At 60.7% G+C, this 19623-nt stretch carries 20 protein-coding genes; 17 read left to right on the forward strand and 3 right to left on the reverse strand.

Translation table 11 applies throughout. From position 1 onward, the window contains the following. The first annotated feature begins 54 nt into the window (after window positions 1–54). The 13 genes from N4J17_RS13430 (at window position 55) to lnt (ending at window position 12731) form a co-directional block, all read left to right on the forward strand. Entirely contained in the window at window positions 55–1473 is a 1419-nt protein-coding gene (locus tag N4J17_RS13430; RefSeq protein ID WP_198321929.1) for a DegQ family serine endoprotease, read from the forward strand. Continuing rightward, complete coding sequence (gene lepA, locus N4J17_RS13435; RefSeq protein ID WP_198321930.1) at window positions 1470–3275, forward strand: translation elongation factor 4; 1806 nt, start codon at window positions 1470–1472, stop codon at window positions 3273–3275. The genes N4J17_RS13430 and lepA overlap by 4 nt, the downstream gene beginning before the upstream one ends. Before the next feature lie 14 nt (window positions 3276–3289). Beyond that, window positions 3290–4078: a signal peptidase I gene (gene lepB, locus N4J17_RS13440; protein WP_198321931.1), complete on the forward strand. Its 789-nt coding sequence runs from the start codon at window positions 3290–3292 to the stop codon at window positions 4076–4078. Between the two features lie 3 nt (window positions 4079–4081). Continuing rightward, a complete protein-coding gene (locus N4J17_RS13445; RefSeq protein ID WP_198321932.1) occupies window positions 4082–4459 on the forward strand; it encodes a DUF4845 domain-containing protein in 378 nt (125 codons plus the stop codon). Beyond that, window positions 4456–5148 carry a ribonuclease III gene (rnc, locus tag N4J17_RS13450; protein WP_198321933.1) on the forward strand — a complete coding sequence of 231 codons (693 nt, stop codon included), beginning with the start codon at window positions 4456–4458 and terminating at the stop codon, window positions 5146–5148. The genes N4J17_RS13445 and rnc overlap by 4 nt, the downstream gene beginning before the upstream one ends. Next, window positions 5145–6026, forward strand: a complete 882-nt coding sequence (gene era, locus N4J17_RS13455) for a GTPase Era (RefSeq protein WP_198321934.1) — start codon at window positions 5145–5147, stop codon at window positions 6024–6026. The genes rnc and era overlap by 4 nt, the downstream gene beginning before the upstream one ends. Window positions 6027–6041: 15 nt before the next feature. Beyond that, window positions 6042–6770 carry a DNA repair protein RecO gene (recO, locus tag N4J17_RS13460; RefSeq protein WP_198321935.1) on the forward strand — a complete coding sequence of 243 codons (729 nt, stop codon included), beginning with the start codon at window positions 6042–6044 and terminating at the stop codon, window positions 6768–6770. A gap of 153 nt (window positions 6771–6923) precedes the next feature. Continuing rightward, on the forward strand, window positions 6924–7460 hold the full coding sequence (locus tag N4J17_RS13465; protein ID WP_198321936.1) for a hypothetical protein: 537 nt from the start codon (window positions 6924–6926) through the stop codon (window positions 7458–7460). A gap of 121 nt (window positions 7461–7581) precedes the next feature. Then, window positions 7582–8955, forward strand: coding sequence for a tRNA (N6-isopentenyl adenosine(37)-C2)-methylthiotransferase MiaB (miaB, locus tag N4J17_RS13470; RefSeq protein ID WP_198321937.1), 1374 nt, complete (start codon window positions 7582–7584; stop codon window positions 8953–8955). A gap of 13 nt (window positions 8956–8968) precedes the next feature. Then, on the forward strand, window positions 8969–9934 hold the full coding sequence (locus N4J17_RS13475) for a PhoH family protein (RefSeq protein WP_198321938.1): 966 nt from the start codon (window positions 8969–8971) through the stop codon (window positions 9932–9934). Then, window positions 9931–10383, forward strand: a complete 453-nt coding sequence (gene ybeY, locus N4J17_RS13480) for an rRNA maturation RNase YbeY (RefSeq protein WP_198321939.1) — start codon at window positions 9931–9933, stop codon at window positions 10381–10383. Before N4J17_RS13475 ends, ybeY begins: the two co-directional genes overlap by 4 nt. Further along, window positions 10380–11234, forward strand: coding sequence for an HlyC/CorC family transporter (locus N4J17_RS13485; RefSeq protein ID WP_198321940.1), 855 nt, complete (start codon window positions 10380–10382; stop codon window positions 11232–11234). Before ybeY ends, N4J17_RS13485 begins: the two co-directional genes overlap by 4 nt. 12 nt (window positions 11235–11246) lie before the next feature. Continuing rightward, window positions 11247–12731, forward strand: coding sequence for an apolipoprotein N-acyltransferase (lnt, locus tag N4J17_RS13490; protein ID WP_232470259.1), 1485 nt, complete (start codon window positions 11247–11249; stop codon window positions 12729–12731). A gap of 192 nt (window positions 12732–12923) precedes the next feature. Here lnt and N4J17_RS13495 read toward each other — a convergent pair whose 3' ends face one another. Further along, window positions 12924–13700 carry a ParA family protein gene (locus N4J17_RS13495; protein ID WP_198321942.1) on the reverse strand — a complete coding sequence of 259 codons (777 nt, stop codon included), beginning with the start codon at window positions 13698–13700 and terminating at the stop codon, window positions 12924–12926. Window positions 13701–13814: 114 nt separating this feature from the next. Between N4J17_RS13495 and leuS the strand changes: the two genes are divergently transcribed. Genes leuS through N4J17_RS13515 form a run of 4 tightly spaced genes read left to right on the forward strand, consistent with a single transcriptional unit; the run spans window position 13815 to window position 18234 of the window. After that, window positions 13815–16478 (forward strand): leucine--tRNA ligase, encoded by a 2664-nt coding sequence (leuS, locus tag N4J17_RS13500; protein WP_198321943.1) that lies wholly within the window; start codon window positions 13815–13817, stop codon window positions 16476–16478. Further along, window positions 16475–16993 carry an LPS assembly lipoprotein LptE gene (lptE, locus tag N4J17_RS13505; RefSeq protein ID WP_198321944.1) on the forward strand — a complete coding sequence of 173 codons (519 nt, stop codon included), beginning with the start codon at window positions 16475–16477 and terminating at the stop codon, window positions 16991–16993. The genes leuS and lptE overlap by 4 nt, the downstream gene beginning before the upstream one ends. Further along, window positions 16990–17994 carry a DNA polymerase III subunit delta gene (gene holA / locus N4J17_RS13510; protein WP_198321945.1) on the forward strand — a complete coding sequence of 335 codons (1005 nt, stop codon included), beginning with the start codon at window positions 16990–16992 and terminating at the stop codon, window positions 17992–17994. The genes lptE and holA overlap by 4 nt, the downstream gene beginning before the upstream one ends. A gap of 24 nt (window positions 17995–18018) precedes the next feature. Beyond that, on the forward strand, window positions 18019–18234 hold the full coding sequence (locus N4J17_RS13515; RefSeq protein ID WP_198321946.1) for a hypothetical protein: 216 nt from the start codon (window positions 18019–18021) through the stop codon (window positions 18232–18234). 12 nt (window positions 18235–18246) lie between these two features. Here N4J17_RS13515 and pqqE read toward each other — a convergent pair whose 3' ends face one another. Then, window positions 18247–19368, reverse strand: coding sequence for a pyrroloquinoline quinone biosynthesis protein PqqE (pqqE, locus tag N4J17_RS13520; protein WP_198321947.1), 1122 nt, complete (start codon window positions 19366–19368; stop codon window positions 18247–18249). Further along, window positions 19337–19618, reverse strand: a complete 282-nt coding sequence (gene pqqD, locus N4J17_RS13525; protein WP_198321948.1) for a pyrroloquinoline quinone biosynthesis peptide chaperone PqqD — start codon at window positions 19616–19618, stop codon at window positions 19337–19339. Before pqqD ends, pqqE begins: the two co-directional genes overlap by 32 nt. Between the last annotated feature and the right edge of the window lie 5 nt (window positions 19619–19623).

Genomic DNA, 19623 nt, shown 5'->3' on the forward strand with positions numbered 1-19623 from the left:
CCCGGAGTCTTCCGGCTGCGCCGGCGGCTGCCGCCCTTGCATTCAGGAGTCACCATGTTTGATAGATACCGTTTTGTCGGCGCGATTTGTGCGGCGCTGGTTCTGGCTGTTTCGCCGGCGGTCCGAGCCCAGCTTCCCGATTTCACCCAGCTGGTCGAGCAGAACAACGCTGCCGTCGTGAACATCAGCACCACCCAGAAAGTGGCGGCCAACGAACAACAGATGCCAGAGGGTCTGGAGATTCCAGAGGGCACGCCGTTCGACGATTTTTTCCGGCATTACTTCGGCGAAGGCGGCAGCGACGGCCAGCCGAGCGAGGCGAAGTCCCTGGGTTCGGGTTTCATCATGTCGACCGACGGTTACATCATTACCAATCACCACGTCGTGAAAGGGGCCGATGAGATCGTAGTGCGCCTGCAGGACCGGCGGGAATTGGTGGCCAAGATCGTCGGCTCCGACAAGCGCAGCGACGTGGCCCTGCTCAAGATCGAGGCGACTCAGCTGCCCACGGTGAAGCTGGGGTCGTCCGAAAAGCTCAAGGTCGGCGAATGGGTACTCGCCATTGGGTCGCCGTTCGGGTTCGACCATTCCGCCACCGCCGGTATCGTCAGCGCCAAGGGACGCAGCCTTCCGAGCGACAACTACGTGCCATTCATTCAGACCGACGTGGCCATCAACCCTGGCAATTCCGGAGGACCACTGTTCAACCTCAACGGCGAAGTGGTCGGAGTCAACTCGCAGATTTACAGCCGCACCGGCGGTTTCATGGGCCTATCCTTCGCCATTCCCATCGAAGTCGCCATGCAGGTGGTGGACCAGCTCAAAGCCAGCGGGCGGGTTTCCCGCGGCTGGCTCGGCGTCCAAATCCAGGACGTGACGCGGGAACTGGCCGAGTCCTTCGGCATGAAGAAACCGCAAGGCGCCCTGGTATCCAAGGTTCTGCCGAAGAGCCCGGCCGAGGCGGCAGGCATCCAGATCGGCGACATCGTGCTGGAATTCAACGGCCAGGCGGTGGACACGTCGGCTGCGCTGCCACCCATGGTAGGCATGACCAAGGTCGGCGAAGTCGCCAAGATCAAGTTGTTGCGTAACGGTACGATCAAGGAGTTGACCATCAAGATCGGATCGCTTCCCGATGAGGAAGAACCGGCCATGGGCACTGGCGAGCCCAATGCGGTACCGCTGAAACGTATGGGCGCCAGCGTAGCAGATCTGACCCCGGAACTGCGTGAGCAGTTCGAGGTGCCACGGGGCGGCGTGCTCGTCTACGGCGTCAATCCCGGTCCCGCCTACGATGCGGGACTGCGGCGCGGCGATGTGATCCTTCGAATTCAGGACAAGGAAATCAATAGCGTGAAACAATTGCTGGAGTTGGAGAAGACCTTGCCGGCAGGGAAATCCCTGGCGGTGCTGGTGCAGCGGCGCGATGGCTCCATCTTCCTAGCGATGAAATTGAAAGACGAAAAGCAGTGACCGACCAGACGCATATACGCAACTTCTCCATCATCGCGCACATCGACCATGGAAAATCGACGCTTGCAGACCGTTTCATCCAGATTTGCGGAGGGCTGAGCGACCGCGAAATGGCCGAGCAGGTGCTCGATTCCATGGACATCGAGCGCGAGCGCGGCATCACCATCAAGGCTCAGAGTGTCACGCTGGAATACAAGTCCAGGGACGGCAGTATCTACCAGCTCAATTTCATCGACACGCCGGGGCACGTCGATTTTTCCTACGAAGTGTCCCGCTCACTGGCAGCCTGCGAAGGCGCGCTGCTGGTGGTCGATGCTGCCCAAGGTGTGGAAGCGCAGAGCGTGGCGAACTGCTACACGGCCATCGAACAGGGGCTGGAAGTGCTGCCCGTGCTGAACAAGATTGATCTGCCCTCGGCCGATCCGGCGCGCGTCAAGAGCGAAATCGAGGAGATCATCGGTATCCCGGCGGAAGACGCGGTGGAGATCAGCGCGAAGACTGGCTTCGGCGTCGATCTCCTGCTCGAAGAGCTGGTGAAAAAGATTCCTCCACCCAAGGGTAACGCCGATGGACCGCTGCAGGCACTGATCATCGATTCCTGGTTCGACAACTACCTCGGGGTGGTCTCCCTGGTGCGGGTGGTGAACGGCTCGATCTCACGCAAGCAGAAGATCACCATCATGTCGACCGGTAAGAGCCATCTGGTCGAAAAGCTGGGCGTGTTCACCCCCAAACCGCTGGACAAGACGGTACTGAGCACTGGCGAGGTGGGCTTCGTGGTGGCGGGTATCAAAGACATTTTCGGCGCACCGGTGGGCGATACCATTACCGCGACTGACCGTCCGACGACAGAAGCGCTGCCCGGTTTCCAGAAAGTTCAACCGCGGGTGTTCGCCGGCCTTTATCCTGTCGAATCGGACGATTACGAGAGTCTCCGGGAGGCGCTCAACAAGCTCCATTTGAACGATGCCGCTCTGCATTTCGAGCCGGAAGTCTCCCAGGCCCTGGGTTTCGGCTTTCGCTGCGGTTTCCTGGGGATGCTGCACATGGAGATCATCCAGGAGCGGCTGGAGCGCGAATACGACCTGGACCTCATCACTACCGCACCGACCGTAGTCTATGAGGTGGCCAAATCCGACGGCACGGTGATCCCTGTCGACAATCCGGCCGATCTGCCGCCCCCGAACGAGATCGTGGAAATCCGTGAGCCGATCATCGAGGCCAAGATTCTAGTACCCCAGGATTACCTCGGTGCGGTCATCAGCCTGTGCATCGAAAAGCGTGGGGTGCAGAAGAAGCTGCAATACATGGCGGGGCAAGTGGCTCTGAGCTTCGAACTGCCCCTGAGTGAGGTGGTGCTCGATTTCTTCGACCGGCTCAAGTCGTGCAGCCGTGGTTTCGCCTCCTTCGATTACGAGTTCCTGCGGTTCCAGGCCGCGCCCCTGGTCAAGCTCGACATCCTGATCAACGGCGAAAAGGTGGATGCGCTGTCACTGATCGTACATCGCGACATCAGCATGAACCGCGGCCGTGACCTGGTCGAGAGGATGAAGGACCTGATCCCCCGGCAGATGTTCGAAGTGGCGATCCAGGCCGCCATCGGCTCCAAGATCATCGCCCGCTCCACGGTCAAAGCGATGCGCAAGAACGTCCTGGCGAAATGCTATGGTGGCGACATCACCCGTAAACGCAAGCTTCTGGAAAAGCAGAAAGCCGGCAAGAAGCGTATGAAGCAGGTGGGCAAGATCGACATTCCCCAGGAGGCATTCCTTGCCGTCCTGCGCGTCAACAAGGATTCCTGATAACGGTCATCCCGATGGACTACGATTTCTCGTTTTTTCTCGTCGCTGCCACGTTCGTCACCGGTGCGGTATGGGGCGGCTACGCGCTCTGGCTCAAACGGCACCCCCTGCCGGAAGGCGCAGCGCACAAGGAGCCGATCTTGGTGGAATATGCCCGGTCGTTCTTTCCGATCGTGCTCATCGTCATGCTGCTGCGTTCGTTCCTGGTGGAGCCGTTCCGTATTCCGTCGGGCTCCATGATGCCAACGCTTTTGATCGGCGATTTCATCCTGGTCAACAAATTCACCTATGGCATCCGCCTGCCAGTGCTGAATACCAAGATCATCGAGCTCGGCGAGCCCCAACGGGGCGACATCGTAGTGTTCCGGTTTCCAAAGGATCCGACCGTCGATTACATCAAACGCGTGATCGGTCTGCCGGGCGACAAGATCGGCTATTACAACAAGCAGCTCTATGTGAACGGCAATCCCATTCCCCAGACCCCGCTGGGCATTTACCAAGGGGTAGGGCAGGGTGCCAGTATGAGCGGGGCCGAGTTGCTGTCGGAGGATCTGGAAGGCGTCAAGCACGACATTTTGATCCGCCGTGGCCAGCCGACGGTGCAGGGTGAGTTCACTGTACCCGAAGGCAGCTATTTCGTGATGGGTGACAACCGGGACAACAGCAACGACAGCCGCTATTGGGGGGTGGTACCCGAAGCCAACCTGGTGGGCAAGGCCTTTTTCATCTGGATGAGCTGGGACTTCGAGAACGGCGGCATCGGCTTCTCGCGCCTCGGCACGGTACTGAATTCCGGACGGTGAACCATGGGCGGCATGCTCCGTCATCAGCATGGCCTGACTTTCATCGGCTTCGTCCTGCTGATGGCAGTGGCCGGTTTTTTCCTGCTGCTCCTGTTCCGCCTGGGGCCCGTTTATCTCAATCATTACAAGGTCAGCAGCTCACTGGAATCGCTGAAATCGGACCAGCAGTTGCCGGAGAAAACTCGCGAAGACATTCTCAAGACGCTGGAGAAGCGCTGGGACATCAATATGGTAGATTCCGTAACGACGAAAGACGTAAAGATCACCCGCAGCGACGGCTCCTTGCGCGTCCAGGTCGCCTACGATGTGGTGCGGCCCATCGTGGGCAACGTCGCTGCGCTGATCCACTTCGACGACCAAATCGAGGTCGAACACCGTTGATCCGCAGCCACGAGCACTTGGCGCGCAAACTCGGCATTCCGTTCCGCGATCCGGGCCTACTCAAGAACGCTCTCACTCACCGCAGCGCCGAAGGGGTAAACAACGAGCGCCTGGAATTCCTGGGCGATTCGGTGCTGGGGTTCGTGATCGCAGAGTATCTTTATCAGCGCTTCCCTTCGGCGGATGAAGGGGTGCTGAGCCGGCTCCGGGCGACCCTGGTGAATGAAGCCGCCCTGGCTAAGATTGCCCGGGAGCTGGAGCTGGGCGAATACCTCATCCTGGGTTCGGGCGAACTCAAGAGCGGCGGCTATCGGCGTGACTCGATCCTGTCCGACGCTCTGGAGGCCATCCTCGGCGCCGTACTGCGGGACCAGGGCATTGACGCCTGTCGGGCACTGATCCTTAAGCTCTTCGATCGCCCCCTGTCCGCATTGTCGCTGGATGACTGGAAAAAAGATCCGAAGACACGTTTGCAGGAACTGATGCAAGGACGAGGACTGCCTCTTCCGGTTTATACCCTTATCGACCAGTCGGGGCTGCCGCATGACCAGCATTTCCGTGTGCGCTGCGAGATACCGCTGGCCGTCGAACCCTGTGTGGGCGAGGGCAGTTCACGCAAGAAAGCCGAACAACAGGCGGCGGAAAACATGCTCAACCGCCTTTCGGAACAATCGAGGTTCAGAGTTTGAAATCGGGTTACGTGGCTCTGGTGGGCCGTCCCAACGTCGGCAAATCGACACTGCTCAACCGTCTCTTGGGGCAGAAGCTCAGCATCGTCTCGCGCCGGCCACAGACCACCCGCCATCGCATCCTCGGGATCAAGACCGACGGGCGCGGCCAGGCCATCTATGTCGATACCCCTGGCATCCACGGTTGCGCGCAGCGGGCGATGAACCGCTATCTCAATCGCACCGCGATTTCCGCCCTGCTCGGGGTCGATGTCATCATCTGGCTGGTGGATCGGGCGGGCTGGCTGCCGGATGATGAACTGGTCATGGCACGGATCAAGGAGGCGAAGCTTCCTGTCATTCTCGTGATCAACAAAGTTGACCGTCTCGAGGACAAGGATGTCTTGCTGCCATTTCTCGCCGAAGCGAATGCTACCGGGCTGTTCTCCGAGATCGTGCCGATTTCGGCGCTCAAGGGCGTCAACCTGGCGGTGCTGGAAGAACGGGTTCTGGCCCTCCTGCCCGAGGGTGAGCCGATCTATCCGGAGGATCAGATTTCCGACCGGCCGGAGCGCTTCTTCGTGGCGGAGATCATCCGCGAGAAGCTGTTCAACCGTCTGGCGCAGGAAGTGCCGCATGCACTCACCGTCCAGATCGAACAGTACAGGGAATCGCCGACCCTGGTCCGCATCCACGCCGTCATCTGGGTGGAGCGGGAAGGCCAGAAAGCCATCGTCATCGGCAAGGGAGGCGAGGTTTTGAAACGGGTGGGTGAGGCGGCGCGCAAGGATCTGGAACGCATGCTTGAGCGGCGCGTCTACCTGGAACTCTGGACTAAGGTCAAGCGCGGCTGGTCGGACAACGAACGGGCGCTGCAAGGTCTGGGCTATGCCGAATGAACCTGGCCGGAGCCCATGCCGTCTGAAGCCCCGCGCCATGGTGATCAGCGCCGGGTCCTGCTCGACCGCGCCTACATGCTGCATCGGCGTGATTACCGCGAAACCAGTCTCCTCCTCGAACTGTTCACGCTCAGGCATGGCCGCATCGGCGTGATTGCCAAAGGCGCGCGTCGCGGCCGGCAGGGATTCGCCACGATATTGCAGCCGTTCGTCCCCCTGTTGGCGTCCTGGTCCGGCCGCGGCGAGCTTGCCAACCTGAGCCATGCCGAGGCCGCTGGCACTGGCGTTCGGCTGCAGCACACCGCCTTGTTCTGTGGCTTCTACCTGAACGAGCTTCTGGTGAAGCTGCTGCCACCGCACGATCCCTATCCGGAACTCTTCAGCGCTTACCGAGACGGGTTGAAAACACTCGCGGCGGGCGAAGACTTGGAATCCGCGCTGCGCATTTTCGAACTATCGCTGCTTGAATCCATTGGCTATGGTCTGCAACTGCGGGTCGAGGCCGAGAGTGGGGAGGCCATCCGGCCGGAGCGCCTTTACAGCTATCGGATCGACGCCGGCCCAGTTCCCGCCGGAGACGAGGCCGGTGCGGTGCACGGAACGACCCTGCTGGCGCTGCACGACCGCCGTTTCCCCTCGTCACAAACCCGCACCGAAGCCAAACACCTGATGCGGCGGATCATCGCTCACTATTTGGACGGCCGCACTCTCAAGAGCCGCGAGCTGTTCCGCAGCTCATTCTGATTTCGCGGACCGAAAACCTCCAGCCCCGTATAGCCGGCCTTTCCCGTACCCGACCAGTCCATTGACAGCGGCCGGCAAAAGTAATATGAGTTTCCTTGACCCCGGCGGGTCATGCCGGGACATTGGTACCGTAACATGGTAAGGAGGTGCGTCATGAAACGACTGTATTACCTGGCGGACAATCTCGACAGCGTGGAGCGGATATCCGACGCCTTGCATAAGGAAGGCATCACCGACTGGAATTTCCATGTCATCAGTAAGGATCAGGCAGGTCTTTACCGCCGTCACATCCATTCGGCGAATTTCATTCAGAAGTCCGACGCCGTGCGCTATGCGGAGCGCGGAGCCATGGCGGGACTCCTCTTTTCCGTCCTCGGCAGCATCTATGTGGCCAGCGAGCAGCCATTCGGTCCGGACATGAGCGGGATGGTTTATCTTGCGATTTTCGGCTTCATTACACTCTTTGGCGTCTGGGTGGGTGGCCTGATGGGGATGGCCACCGAGAACCAGGCGATCTCTACCTATCATGACGACATCGATGCCGGAAAACATCTGATCCTCATCGATATCCGGGCGGAGGAGGAGGAAAGGGTTCGTGCACTCATGGCGCGTACCCATCCGGAGGCGCAGTTGCTGCGGGTAGGCTCGACGCTGATCAATCCTTTCAGATTTGCGCATCCTGCCGTCTGAGCTTTCGGCCACAGCCGGTTCCGGCTTTCCCCCGAGGCGCCAGGAGCCGGCTTTCTTAATCGGGGCGGGTAAGTCTGCTAGAATATGGCCATCCGCTGACAACGGTTCCCCGCCCTAACACATGCCGCAAAAGCTCTACATCGAGACCTTCGGTTGTCAGATGAATGAATACGATTCCGCTAAGGTACGGGATCTGCTCGAGGTTTCCGACGGTTTCGAACTCGCCCGATCGCCCGAAGAGGCGGACGTTCTACTGCTCAACACCTGCTCGATCCGGGAAAAGGCTCAGGAGAAAGTCTTTTCGCAGCTCGGGCGCTGGCGTCCCCTCAAACTCATGCGTCCGGAAGTCGTCATCGGCGTCGGCGGCTGTGTGGCGAGCCAGGAAGGCGAAGCGCTGCAGAAACGGGCACCCTATGTCGACATCGTGTTTGGTCCCCAGACCCTGCACCGTCTGCCCGCCATGCTCGAGCAAGTCAGACGCGAGCGGCGGCCGGTGGTGGACGTATCATTCCCCGCGATCGAGAAATTCGATGCGTTGCCGGAGCCTCGCGCCGAAGGACCGAAGGCTTTCGTTTCGGTGATGGAAGGCTGTGGCAAGTACTGCACCTTCTGTGTCGTACCCTACACCCGTGGTGAGGAAATCAGCCGTCCGGTCGACGATGTGATCGCAGAGATCGTGGCACTGGCGGAACAGGGCGTCCGCGAGGTCAATCTGCTGGGCCAGAACGTGAACGCCTACCGCGGCGCGCTGGCCGGCGGCGGTATGGCCGATCTGGCCTTGTTGCTGCATTACGTGGCGGCGGTGGATGGCATCGATCGCATCCGTTTCACGACCTCGCATCCGGTGGAATTTTCCGATGCCCTGATCGAGGCGTTTCGAGACATCCCTCAGTTGGTCAATCATTTGCACCTGCCGGTCCAAAGTGGCAGCGACCGGATTCTCGGACTGATGAAACGGGGTCATACTCGCGCCGAATACATAGCCAAAATCGCCAAATTACGCGAGATCCGCCCTGATCTGAGCCTCTCGTCGGATTTCATCGTCGGGTTTCCTGGCGAAACCGAGGAGGACTTCGAGGACACGATGGCGTTGATCGAACAGCTCGGGTTCGACCAGTCCTTCAGCTTCATCTTCAGCGCCCGCCCGGGTACGCCGGCGGCGGAGATGGCCGACGACGTGCCGCTGGAGATCAAGCGTGCCCGGCTGGCCCGATTACAGGCAAAAGTCGCTGACAATGCCGCCAAAATCGCATCGAGTATGGTAGGCAGCGTGCAATCGGTATTGGTCGAAGGCACATCGCGCAAGAATTTCAACGAGCTCAGCGGCCGCACCGAAAACAACCGCGTAGTGAATTTCGAAGGCCATCCCCGTCTCATCGGCCAGTTCGTCGACGTCATCATCACCGAGTCCCTGCCCAATTCTCTGCGAGGCCGGTTCATCGGACTGGCTCGTAAGTCCCGTTCCTTCTCAAACGCTGCCGTTCAAGTTGCCTAATCACCCCAGTTCAATGCAGTTGCTCCTGGAGCCATCGGACAATGCCAGGCTCGCGAACCTCTGCGGCCAGTTCGACGAACACTTGCGCCAAATCGAGCGGCGGCTCGGGGTCGAGATCCAGAACCGCGGAAATCAGTTCCAGATCATCGGCGCCGGGAAGGCGGCGCGGGCCGCCTATGAGGTAATCCGCAGTCTGTTCGATGCAGCTCAGCACGAGATCATCACGCCTGAGCGGGTGCATCTGTCGCTGCAGACCGCGAATGTCGACACGCTGGTCAGCGAAACCGGCGCACCAGAAGATGAGGCGCTGATCCGCACCAAGCGCTCAGTGATCCGGGCACGGGGGGCGAATCAGCGAAAATACCTGCAGAACATCGAACAGCACGACATCAATTTCGGCATCGGCCCCGCCGGTACGGGCAAAACCTATCTGGCAGTGGCCTGTGCGGTAGCAGCTTTAGAGCAGGAACAGGTCCGACGTCTGGTGTTGGCCCGCCCGGCGGTCGAAGCAGGCGAGAAACTGGGCTTTCTACCAGGCGACATGGCGCAGAAGATCGATCCCTACCTCCGCCCGCTTTACGACGCCCTGTACGAAATGCTGGGCTTCGAGCGTGTCGCCAAACTGATCGAGCGCAACGTGATCGAGGTGGCACCCCTGGCTTTCATGCGCGGCCGTACCTTGAACGATTCCTTCATCATCCTCGACGAGGCCCAGAACACGACAATCGAGCAGATCAAGATGTTCCTGACCCGCGTCGGCTTCGGCTCCCGGGCCGTCATCACCGGTGACATCACTCAGACCGATCTGCCGCGCAACAAGGAATCCGGGCTGCGTCACGTCCTGCAGGTGCTACGCGATGTGGAGGGCATCAGCTTCACCTTCTTCAGTACCCGCGACGTCGTGCGGCACCCCCTGGTGCAGCGCATCGTCGCCGCCTACGAAGCGCATGAAAAAGCGCAACAGGAGAGCAGCGAGTGATCGATCTGACCCTGCAGCAGGCGAGCAGCTCTGAAGTGCCGGACGCGTCGGCGTTCCGGGTCTGGGCTGAGGCGGCGCTGGAAAAACCGCATGCGGAGGTCGTTCTCCGCATCGTCGATGCGGAGGAAAGCGCCGCCTTGAATTCGGCCTACCGGGGTAAGACCGGCCCGACCAACGTGCTCAGTTTTCCCTTTGTCGTGCCGGCGGGTATTCCCAACGATCTTTTGGGTGATCTGGTGATCTGCGCGGCGGTAGTCGAACGCGAAGCGGCGGAGCAGGGCAAACCTGTCGAAGCCCACTGGGCCCACATGGTCGTGCATGGAATGCTGCATCTGCAGGGCTACGACCACATCGAAGAAGCGGACGCTCAAGTCATGGAAAACCGCGAGATCGCGATCCTGCAAAGCTTGGGCATCGAAAATCCTTATCTGGAGATTCAACCGGAATGAGCGAGGGGAACTCGGGCGAACATCGAAGTTGGCTGGAGCGGCTCGTGCACTTCCTATCCGGGGAACCGGAGAGCAGGGAGGAGTTGCTCGAGGCGCTCCGGCATGCCCAAAAGCGTCAACTGATCGAAACCGAAGCCCTCAACATGATCGAGGGTGTACTGCAGGTATCCGAGCTGCGCGTCCGGGACATCATGATCCCCCGAGCACAGATGGCCGTGGTGCCTCAGGATGCCGAACTGGAGCGGGTTTTCCCGCTGGTCGTCGAATCCGGCCATTCCCGCTATCCGGTTATCGCCGATGACCGCGCCGAAGTGGTGGGCATCCTGTTGGTGAAGGATCTGCTCGCGCAAAGCCTGCGCAACCGCCACCTCAAAGTCTCCGAAATCATGCGCCCGGCCCTGTTCGTGCCGGAGAGCAAGCGCCTCAACGTATTGCTGAAAGAATTCAAGACTTCCCGTAGCCACATGGCCATCGTCGTCGATGAATACGGTGCCGCCGCAGGACTGGTGACTATCGAGGATGTACTGGAGCAGATCGTCGGCGAAATCGAGGACGAGCACGATCTGAGCGAGGAGGAATACATCTTCCGGAAAAACGACCAGGAATACACCCTGAAAGCCATTACCCCCATCGAGGAGTTCAACGAATATTTCGGTACCGATTTCGAAGACGACGAGTACGACACCGTCGGCGGAATGATTGTGCACCGCCTGGGACATGTGCCGGAGAGGGGAGAGCGGATCGAGATCGGTCCATTCCGCTTTATCGTGATTCGTGCCGACAGCCGGCGCGTGCATCTCTTGAGGCTGCTGCGCCTGTCTGCGGATACGCTCCGTCCGGCGGCGGGCTGACGAATGAAGGCCATGCTGCTCGCGCTGACCGGCGGGGTTTTGCTGCCGTTCGCTTTCGCGCCGTTCGGCTACGCGCTGGTGGCGCTGCTGTCACTGGCTCTCTTGTTCCGGGTCTGGCTGAATGCGCGCCCCCTGCAAGCCGCTCTGTACGGCTATTTATTCGGGCTGGGTCAGTTCGGAGTCGGTGTGTCCTGGGTGTTCGTGAGCATGCATGAATACGGCGGCAGCGACGTGTTGTCGGCCGCCGGCCTGACTGCGCTGTTCGTGGCTTATCTGGCTTTGTTTCCGGCACTGGCAGGCTGGCTGGGCGTCAAGGCCAGTGGCGGTTCGGTACTGGTTCGGACGTTGCTGGTGTTCCCGGCTGCCTGGGTGGTCACCGAATGGCTCCGTGGTTGGCTGTTCAGCGGTTTCCCCTGGCTGCAGATTGGCTACAGCCAGACCGATACGGGTTTGCGCAGTATCGCGCCGCTATTCGGCGTGTTCGGGGTGGGCTGGCTGCTCGCGATCCTGGCCGGCCTCGTATTGAGCGCATGGCTGCTGGATCGACGCGGACGCCGCCTCGCGCTGCTCGGCGCCGCGGTCGTGCTCGTCGGCAGCACCCAGTTGACCAAGGTACGATGGACCCATCCTGCCGGCGATCCGATCCAGGTGACGCTCTTGCAGGGCAATGTACCGCAGGACCAGAAATGGCGTCCGGAAGCCAAAAGCGCCACCGTCCAGATGTACATCGAGATGACCCGGGAGCATTGGGACTCCCGTCTGATCGTCTGGCCCGAAACGGCGGTGCCGGCGTTCTATCAGCAAGTGGCCGACAGCTTCATGGCGCCGCTGGAAGCCGAGGCCCGCCAGCACGGCGTCGATATTCTGGTCGGCGTGCCTTACTACGAGGCTCAGGGCGATCGTTACTACAATGCGTTGGTGACGCTCGGCGCCAAGCCAGGCCGCTATTTCAAGCGCCATCTGGTGCCGTTCGGCGAGTTTCTGCCGCTGCGGCCCGTGCTGGGCTTCGTGCTGGATATCCTGCAGATCCCGCTGGCGGATTTCACCGCAGGAGCATCCCAACAGACGCTGCTCCAGGCAGCGGGCTATCCGCTGATCGCCTCGATCTGCTATGAGGACATCTTCGGCCAGGAATCGTTGACCGGGCTGCCGGAGGGCGCCTACCTCGTCAACGTCACCAATGACGCATGGTTCGGGGATTCGTTCGCTCCCCACCAGCACTGGCAAAAGGCGAGGATGCGGGCTCTGGAGGCGGGGCGCTACATGCTGCGCGCCACTAACACCGGCGTCACCGGCATCATCGACGCCAGCGGCAAACCGGTCGCGGTGGCGCCCATGTTCGAACGTCACGCACTGACCGGCATGCTGCAGCCCATGGCAGGTACGACACCTTACACTGTATGGGGCGACTGGCCGGCGGTCGGACTATGTGGCGGAATCGTCGGCATCTGTTTCGCAAGGCGCCGGCTGGAAAAATCCGGGGGAAGAGGGCGTTGAAGCAGTTCCAGGCGAGTTTCGGCCGGGGCTACGCATGCTGCCAGTTTATCGATACTTGCTTGACCGCGCTTCCTGATCGCCAGTCCTTCCTCGATGGCCGAGAGGCGCAGTTTCACGGGGGGCAATCGTCAGCGATCTGAGCCATCGTCCACGTGAGCCGCTCTAATCCGTGGCGTCGGCCACACTGGCTTGCTAGGTCTCCAACTCGTCGAACAGTGCCTGGAACTCGTTGGACAGCTTGTGATCCGGCGCGTAGTAGAGGAGAGGTTTGGATTCGCTGTGTGATTCCCTGACCTTCACTGAGGGTGAAATCCGGGTATCCAACACCGGATGGCCTTCGGCCAGCAATTCCTCGACCAGTTTTTGCGGAAGACTGGCGCGGCTTTGGTACTGATTGACGATGATGCCTTCCAGCATCAAGCCTTCGTTGTGATCCGCCTTGATTTCGGCGATCACGGCCAGCAGGTTATACAATGCCTCGCGCGAGAAAGCGTCGCAATCGAACGGGATCAGACAGCGGCGGGCTGCAATCAGGGCCGAGCGGCTGTAGAAATTCAACACGGGCGGCGTGTCGATGAATACCCGGTCGAAACCGGACAGGGCTTCCAGCGCTTCGCGCAGCTTGTAGATCTTGTAGCGGGATTCGAGCCGTCCCTGCAACGGTTCCAACTCCGGATGAGAGGGTGCGATGTACAGGTCGGGGTAGGGCGTCTCGTGGATGACTGCATTCAGTCCCTCATCCTGGCCCTTGCCGAACAGGCTCAGACCCAGCGTGTCCTTAAAGAAGCGGGCGAGGGTCCGGTCCTGGTCCGCCACCTTCTGCCCCAGCAGGTAGTGCGTGGAATTACCCTGGACATCCAAGTCGATGACCAGCGTCTTCAAGCCCCGAGCCGCACTGATGGCGGCCAGGTTGCAACTGATGGTGGATTTACCGACCCCGCCTTTTTGATTGAATACGACCCTATGCATGTTTGTCTCCCAGAACGCTGCCGCTCTCAAGCGTTCATCGCCGTTTCCGGCTTTAGATTAGACGCGGCGTCCGGTATTCTAGCCACTTTTGCTTGATTGATCGAATCGGTTCCAATGGAAGAAACTTACGTTCCGAAGGCCATCGAAGAAGCCGCGCAACAGGCCTGGGATGAGGGCGGGGTTTTTCGGGCACGGGAAGACTCCGGCCGCGAGAAATTCTACTGTCTCTCGATGTTTCCCTACCCCAGCGGGCGGCTGCACATGGGGCATGTGCGCAACTACACCATCGGCGATGTGATCGCCCGCTATCAGCGCATGCGCGGCAAAAACGTGCTGCAACCCATGGGCTGGGATGCTTTCGGACTGCCTGCGGAGAACGCGGCCATGCAACACAAGGTCGCGCCGGCGGCCTGGACCTACGCCAACGCCAATTACATGAGGAAGCAGCTCAAGTCCTTGGGACTGGCGATCGACTGGGACCGCGAGATCGCGACCTGCAAACCGGACTATTACCGCTGGGAGCAGTGGTTGTTCACCCGGCTGTTCGAGAAAGGTTTGATTTACAAGAAAACCGCGCCGGTCAATTGGGACCCGGTGGACCAGACGGTGCTGGCCAACGAACAGGTCATCGACGGCCGCGGCTGGCGCTCCGGCGCCCTGGTGGAAAAGCGCGATATCCCCATGTATTTCATGCGGATCACTGCCTACGCCGAGGAACTGCTAGCTGGGCTGGATAATCTCCCCGGTTGGCCCGAACAGGTCAAGACCATGCAGCGCAACTGGATCGGCAAGAGCCACGGCTGCGAAGTGCATTTTCCCTACGAGGATGGCCGCGATGTCCTGAAGGTCTACACCACCCGCCCTGACACCTTGATGGGTGCGACTTATGTCGCCGTGGCGGCGGAGCATCCGCTGGCTCTGGAAGCCGCCGAAGGCAATCCCGAACTACTGGCGTTCATCGAGGAATGCCGGCATGGCGGCACCGCCGAGGCCGATCTCGCCATCATGGAAAAGAAAGGGATGGCCACCGGCCGCTTCGTGATCCATCCGCTGAACGGCGAGAAACTGCCGGTCTGGATCGCCAACTACGTGCTGTGGGGCTACGGCGAAGGCGCGGTCATGGCGGTGCCGGCGCACGATGAGCGTGACTTCGAGTTTGCGAACAAATATGGCCTGCCCATTAAGACGGTCATCGTTTCGACCGTCGGCGCTTATGAAACCGTGGACGCGAACGGTGGCTGGAACGATGCCTACGCCGAGCACGGCCGCTGCACGAACTCAGGGAAATACGACGGCCTCGATTTCCAGGCCGCGTTCGACGCCATCGCCGCGGATCTGGAAGCCAAAGGACTGGGCCAAAAGCGCACCCAGTTCCGCCTGCGCGACTGGGGCATTTCGCGCCAGCGCTACTGGGGCTGCCCCATCCCGATCATCCACTGCCCGAACTGCGGCGACGTGCCGGTGCCTGCGGACCAGTTGCCGGTGGTACTGCCGGAGGACGTCACCATCGACGTGGGCTCGCCGCTCAAGAAGATGCCGGAGTGGTACACCACGACCTGTCCGACGTGCGGTGGCGCGGCGGAACGCGAAACCGACACCATGGATACATTCGTCGAATCGTCCTGGTACTACGCCCGCTACGCCTGCCCGGACAACATGGAGGCCATGCTGGACCAGCGCGCCGACTACTGGCTGCCGGTCGACCAGTACGTCGGTGGCATCGAACACGCCATCCTCCACTTACTCTATGCCCGCTTCTTCCACAAGCTGATGCGCGATGCCGGTCTGGTGCACTGCGACGAGCCGTTCACCAACCTACTGACCCAAGGCATGGTGGTCGCTCCCACCTTCTACCGGGAAGAGGGCGGCAAGAAACATTATTTCGGGCCCACCGAAGTGGAGCTGCGCACCGATGAGCGGGGCCGCCCGGTGGGCGCGACCCTGAAATCGGACGGAGCGCCGGTCACCGTGGGCCCCATCGAGAAGATGTCCAAATCGAAGAACAATGGGGTGGACCCGGAGGATCTGATAGACCGGTACGGCGCCGATACGGTGCGGCTGTTCACCATGTTCGCGGCGCCCCCGGACCAGTCGCTGGAGTGGTCCGACAGCGGGGTGGAAGGGGCGTTCAGGTTCCTCAAGCGTCTATGGGCGCGTGCAGCATTCAACGTCAATACCGCATTTTCGCAATATGGGCGTGACGAATTGCAGGTCAACGATTGGGCACGTGTTTCGTTGGCACCGAACCACAAAGAAGCCCGCCGCCTGATCCACGCGACTCTGAAGCAGGCAAATTTTGACTTCGTCCGCCATCAGTTCAATACCGTGGTCTCAGCGGCGATGAAGATCCTCAACACCCTGGCCGATGACAAGGGGTTCTGGAATTGCGATCACCTTCCCGAAGGTGACGAAAAGGACGCGTTCCGCCGGAGCGCCGCCGTGGTCGCCTTCGAGGGCTATTCGCTGTTGACCCGGCTGTTGTACCCGATCGCGCCCCACATCTGCGACGCGCTCTGGCGGCAACTCATGCCGGGTACCGATATTCTCGATGCCGGTTGGCCCGAGGTCGATGAATCGGCCCTGGCGCAGGACGAAATCGAACTGGTGGTTCAGGTCAACGGCAAGCTGCGCGGCAAGATCACCGTTGCGGTGGATGCTTCCCGCGAAACCATGGAACGGACGGCCTTGGCCGATGCCCATGTGCAGCGTTTCGTCGAAGGAAAGCCGCCGAAGAAGGTCATCGTGGTACCGGGCAAACTGGTCAACATCGTGATATGAGCGTGAGCAAAGCGTTCCGGGCCCTTTCCCTGCTCTTCATGGCGTCACTGGCCGGCTGCGGCTTTCATTTGCGGGGTGGCGAGACCTCGGATGGCGCCGGTCAGATCCTCTACCTGGAGAAAGCCGGCTCCACCCGCGTAGGCTCGAGACTTCCCGATGCGATCCGTCTGACAGGGGCTCAGCTCGCACGTACTATGCTCGACGCCAAAGGTGTGATACGTATCCTCAAGGAAACCGATGAACGCCGGACGATGTCCTTGAACCTGGGCGGACGCGGCAACCTGTTCGACCTCTACACACGGGTGAGATACGAAGTCACGACGCCGCAGGGTGAGATCATCATTCCACCCCAAGAGGTCGAGGTGAAGCGTGAATATTTCAACAATCAGCTTTCTCCGATCGGGCAGGGGGAGGAGGAATCGCTGCTCAGGTCCGAAATGGAGCGGGAGCTTGCCGAAACCCTGGTTCGCCGTGTCCTCATCGAGATGGGCAGGAATCCGGGTGGCAAGTCTTGAGGCTGAAGCCTGATCAACTGGCCGGGGCGCTGGAGCGCGGCCTGGCTCCGGTCTACGTCCTGTCCGGCGACGAGCCGCTGCAACTGGGTGAGACGGGGGATACCATCCGGGCGGCGGCGCGCGAGCGGGGCTATGGACTTCGCGAACTGTTTCACGTCGAGCCCGGTTTCAGTTGGAGCACTTTTCTGGAAGCCAGCGATTCCGTTCCGCTGTTCGGCGATCTGCGCATCCTGGACCTACGCCTCAATGCCAAGCCCGACAAGGAAGGCACAGCAGCGCTGCTGCGCTATCTCGACCAGCCGCCGTCAGACGCGATCCTCATTCTCACCTTGCCGCGCTTGACCCGGGAGGATCTGAATGCGGCCTGGGCACGGGTCGCCGACACGGCCGGAGTGATCGTGCAGGTCTGGCCACTGCAAGGACGCGAACTGGTCGCCTGGCTGGACCGGCGCATGAACCGCTTGGGTCTGCTGGCAGACCAGTCCGGTTTGCGGCTTCTGGCGGCCCGGGTGGAAGGCAATCTGCTAGCCGCTGCCCAGGAAATCGAAAAGCTGCACATCTTGTACGGCACCGGTCGCATCGAGGACGAGCAGATCGTATCGGCGGTCTGCGACTGCGCGCGCTATGACGTGTTCGACGTCGCGGCGGCCATGCTCGAAGGCCACACCAGCCGGACCTTGCGGATCCTTCGTGGCCTGGAAGGTGAAGGTGTGGCCCCCTTGGTGGTGTTGTGGGCCATCAGCCGCGAACTGCGCTCCCTGGCTGCGGTCCAGCGGGAGATCGCACAGGGGCAGTCGATGGACGGCGCGCTGGCCCGCCTGCGGATATTCGACAAGCGCAAGGAGGCGTTCGCCAGAGCCGCCAAACGGCTCGGCCGAGACGGCGTGCTGGAGGCCATCCGGTTATGTACTCGGGTAGACCGGATAGCGAAAGGGCTGGAGCCGGGCGATCCCTGGCTAGGTCTCTCCGACGTATGTCTCCGCGTAGCCGCTTCCAGTTGATTTCGGAAATTCCAAGGTAAAAAAATGAGAATTGACAAACATGGCAATATGGAACTGACCGAAGAGGAAGACGCGGACCTGCTCGAACGGCTCGAGATTCCAGAGAGCGAGCACGACGATCCCCCGGTGGAAATCGAGTGCGTCGGTATGGAGAACGACGTCGCGACATTCAAGGCTACCAACACCAAAACCGGCAAGCACGTCCTGATGGTGTTCGATCTGATGAGCCCGGAGGACTGAGCAGACCGCGGTTCAGCCACTCAAAGCCTTGGAGTTCCTGGAGTTACGGAATACAAGCGGCTTCTCCCCCCCCGCTTCTTGGGCCGAGGCGATGGCTTCCGCCACACGATGGTGGTGCGGGGATTTGCTGCAAACGGGGTCGGCGGCGGTCATGTCGCCGGTCATAAGATAGGCCTGGCAGCGGCAGCCGCCGAAGTCTTTTTCCTTTTCCGGACAGGAGCGGCAGGGTTCCTTCATCCAACCGTCGCCGCGGAAGCGGTTGAAGGCTTCCGAGTCGTACCAGATATCGCGCAGGCTGAAGTCGCGCACGTTGGGGCAGTCGAGACCAGGCAGTTCGCGGGCGGCGTGGCAGGGTAAGGCCAGGCCGTCCGGTGCGATGGTGAGGAAGGTCGTACCCCAGCCGTTCATGCAGGCCTTGGGCCGGTCTTCGTAATAGTCCGGAACGACGTAGTAAATCTTCATCCGACCCTTTACTTTCTCTTTATAGCTTTGGGCGATTGCCTCGGCTTCGGCGAACTGTTCGCGGGTCGGCAGCAAATGATCCCGATTGAGCAGCGCCCATCCGTAATATTGGGTGTTGGCCAGTTCCAGATAATCCGCTCCGAGTTCCTCGGCCATCTCCAGAATCTGCCGCATCTGGTGAATGTTATGGCGATGGATCACCACGCACAGCACCATCGGATAGCCATGCTTCTTGACCCAGCGGGCGACCTTGAGCTTGCGCTCGAAGGACTCGGTGCCGGCGAGCTGATCGTTCAGCAGCTTTTCCGGCGACTGGATGCTGACCTGGATGTGGTCGAGGCCGGCCGCTTTCAGCTCGGCGATACGGGCTTCGTCCAGGCCGTAGCCGGAAGTGATGAGGTTGGTGTAATAGCCGAGCTGGCGGGCGTGGGTGACGATCTCGGCCAAGTCGCGGCGGGTCAGCGGCTCTCCGCCGGAAAGCCCGAGCTGGACAGCACCGAGCGTGCGGGCCTCGCTCAGCACCCGCTTCCATTCCGCGGTGCTCAGCTCGTCGCCCAGACGGGCGTAATCCAGCGGGTTGGAGCAGTAGGGACATTGCAGCGGACAGGCGTAGGTCAGTTCCGCCAGCAGCCAGCGCGGTTTAGTGAGCGATGATTTCTCTGATCCAGCCATTGTTCAAGGCGCTTTCGAGCATTTCGCGCACATCGGGTTCGATTCCGCAAGCTTCGTATCTACGTTCCAGCTTTTCCACGATGCTGTTGAGATTGTGCTGTCCGTCGCAAAGTTCCAGGATCGCCGCAGCGGTCTCATTCAGTTCGATCATGCCTTCGGGATAGAGTATGACGTGGCACTGTTGCGCTTCTTCCCATTGCAGGCGCAGCAGAGGCGAAAGTTCCAGCAGAGTATCGGGTTGCAGGCTCATGCAAA

Origin of the sequence: Methylococcus capsulatus (assembly GCF_036864975.1) — a bacterium.
In the GTDB taxonomy this organism is placed as follows: Bacteria; Pseudomonadota; Gammaproteobacteria; order Methylococcales; family Methylococcaceae; genus Methylococcus.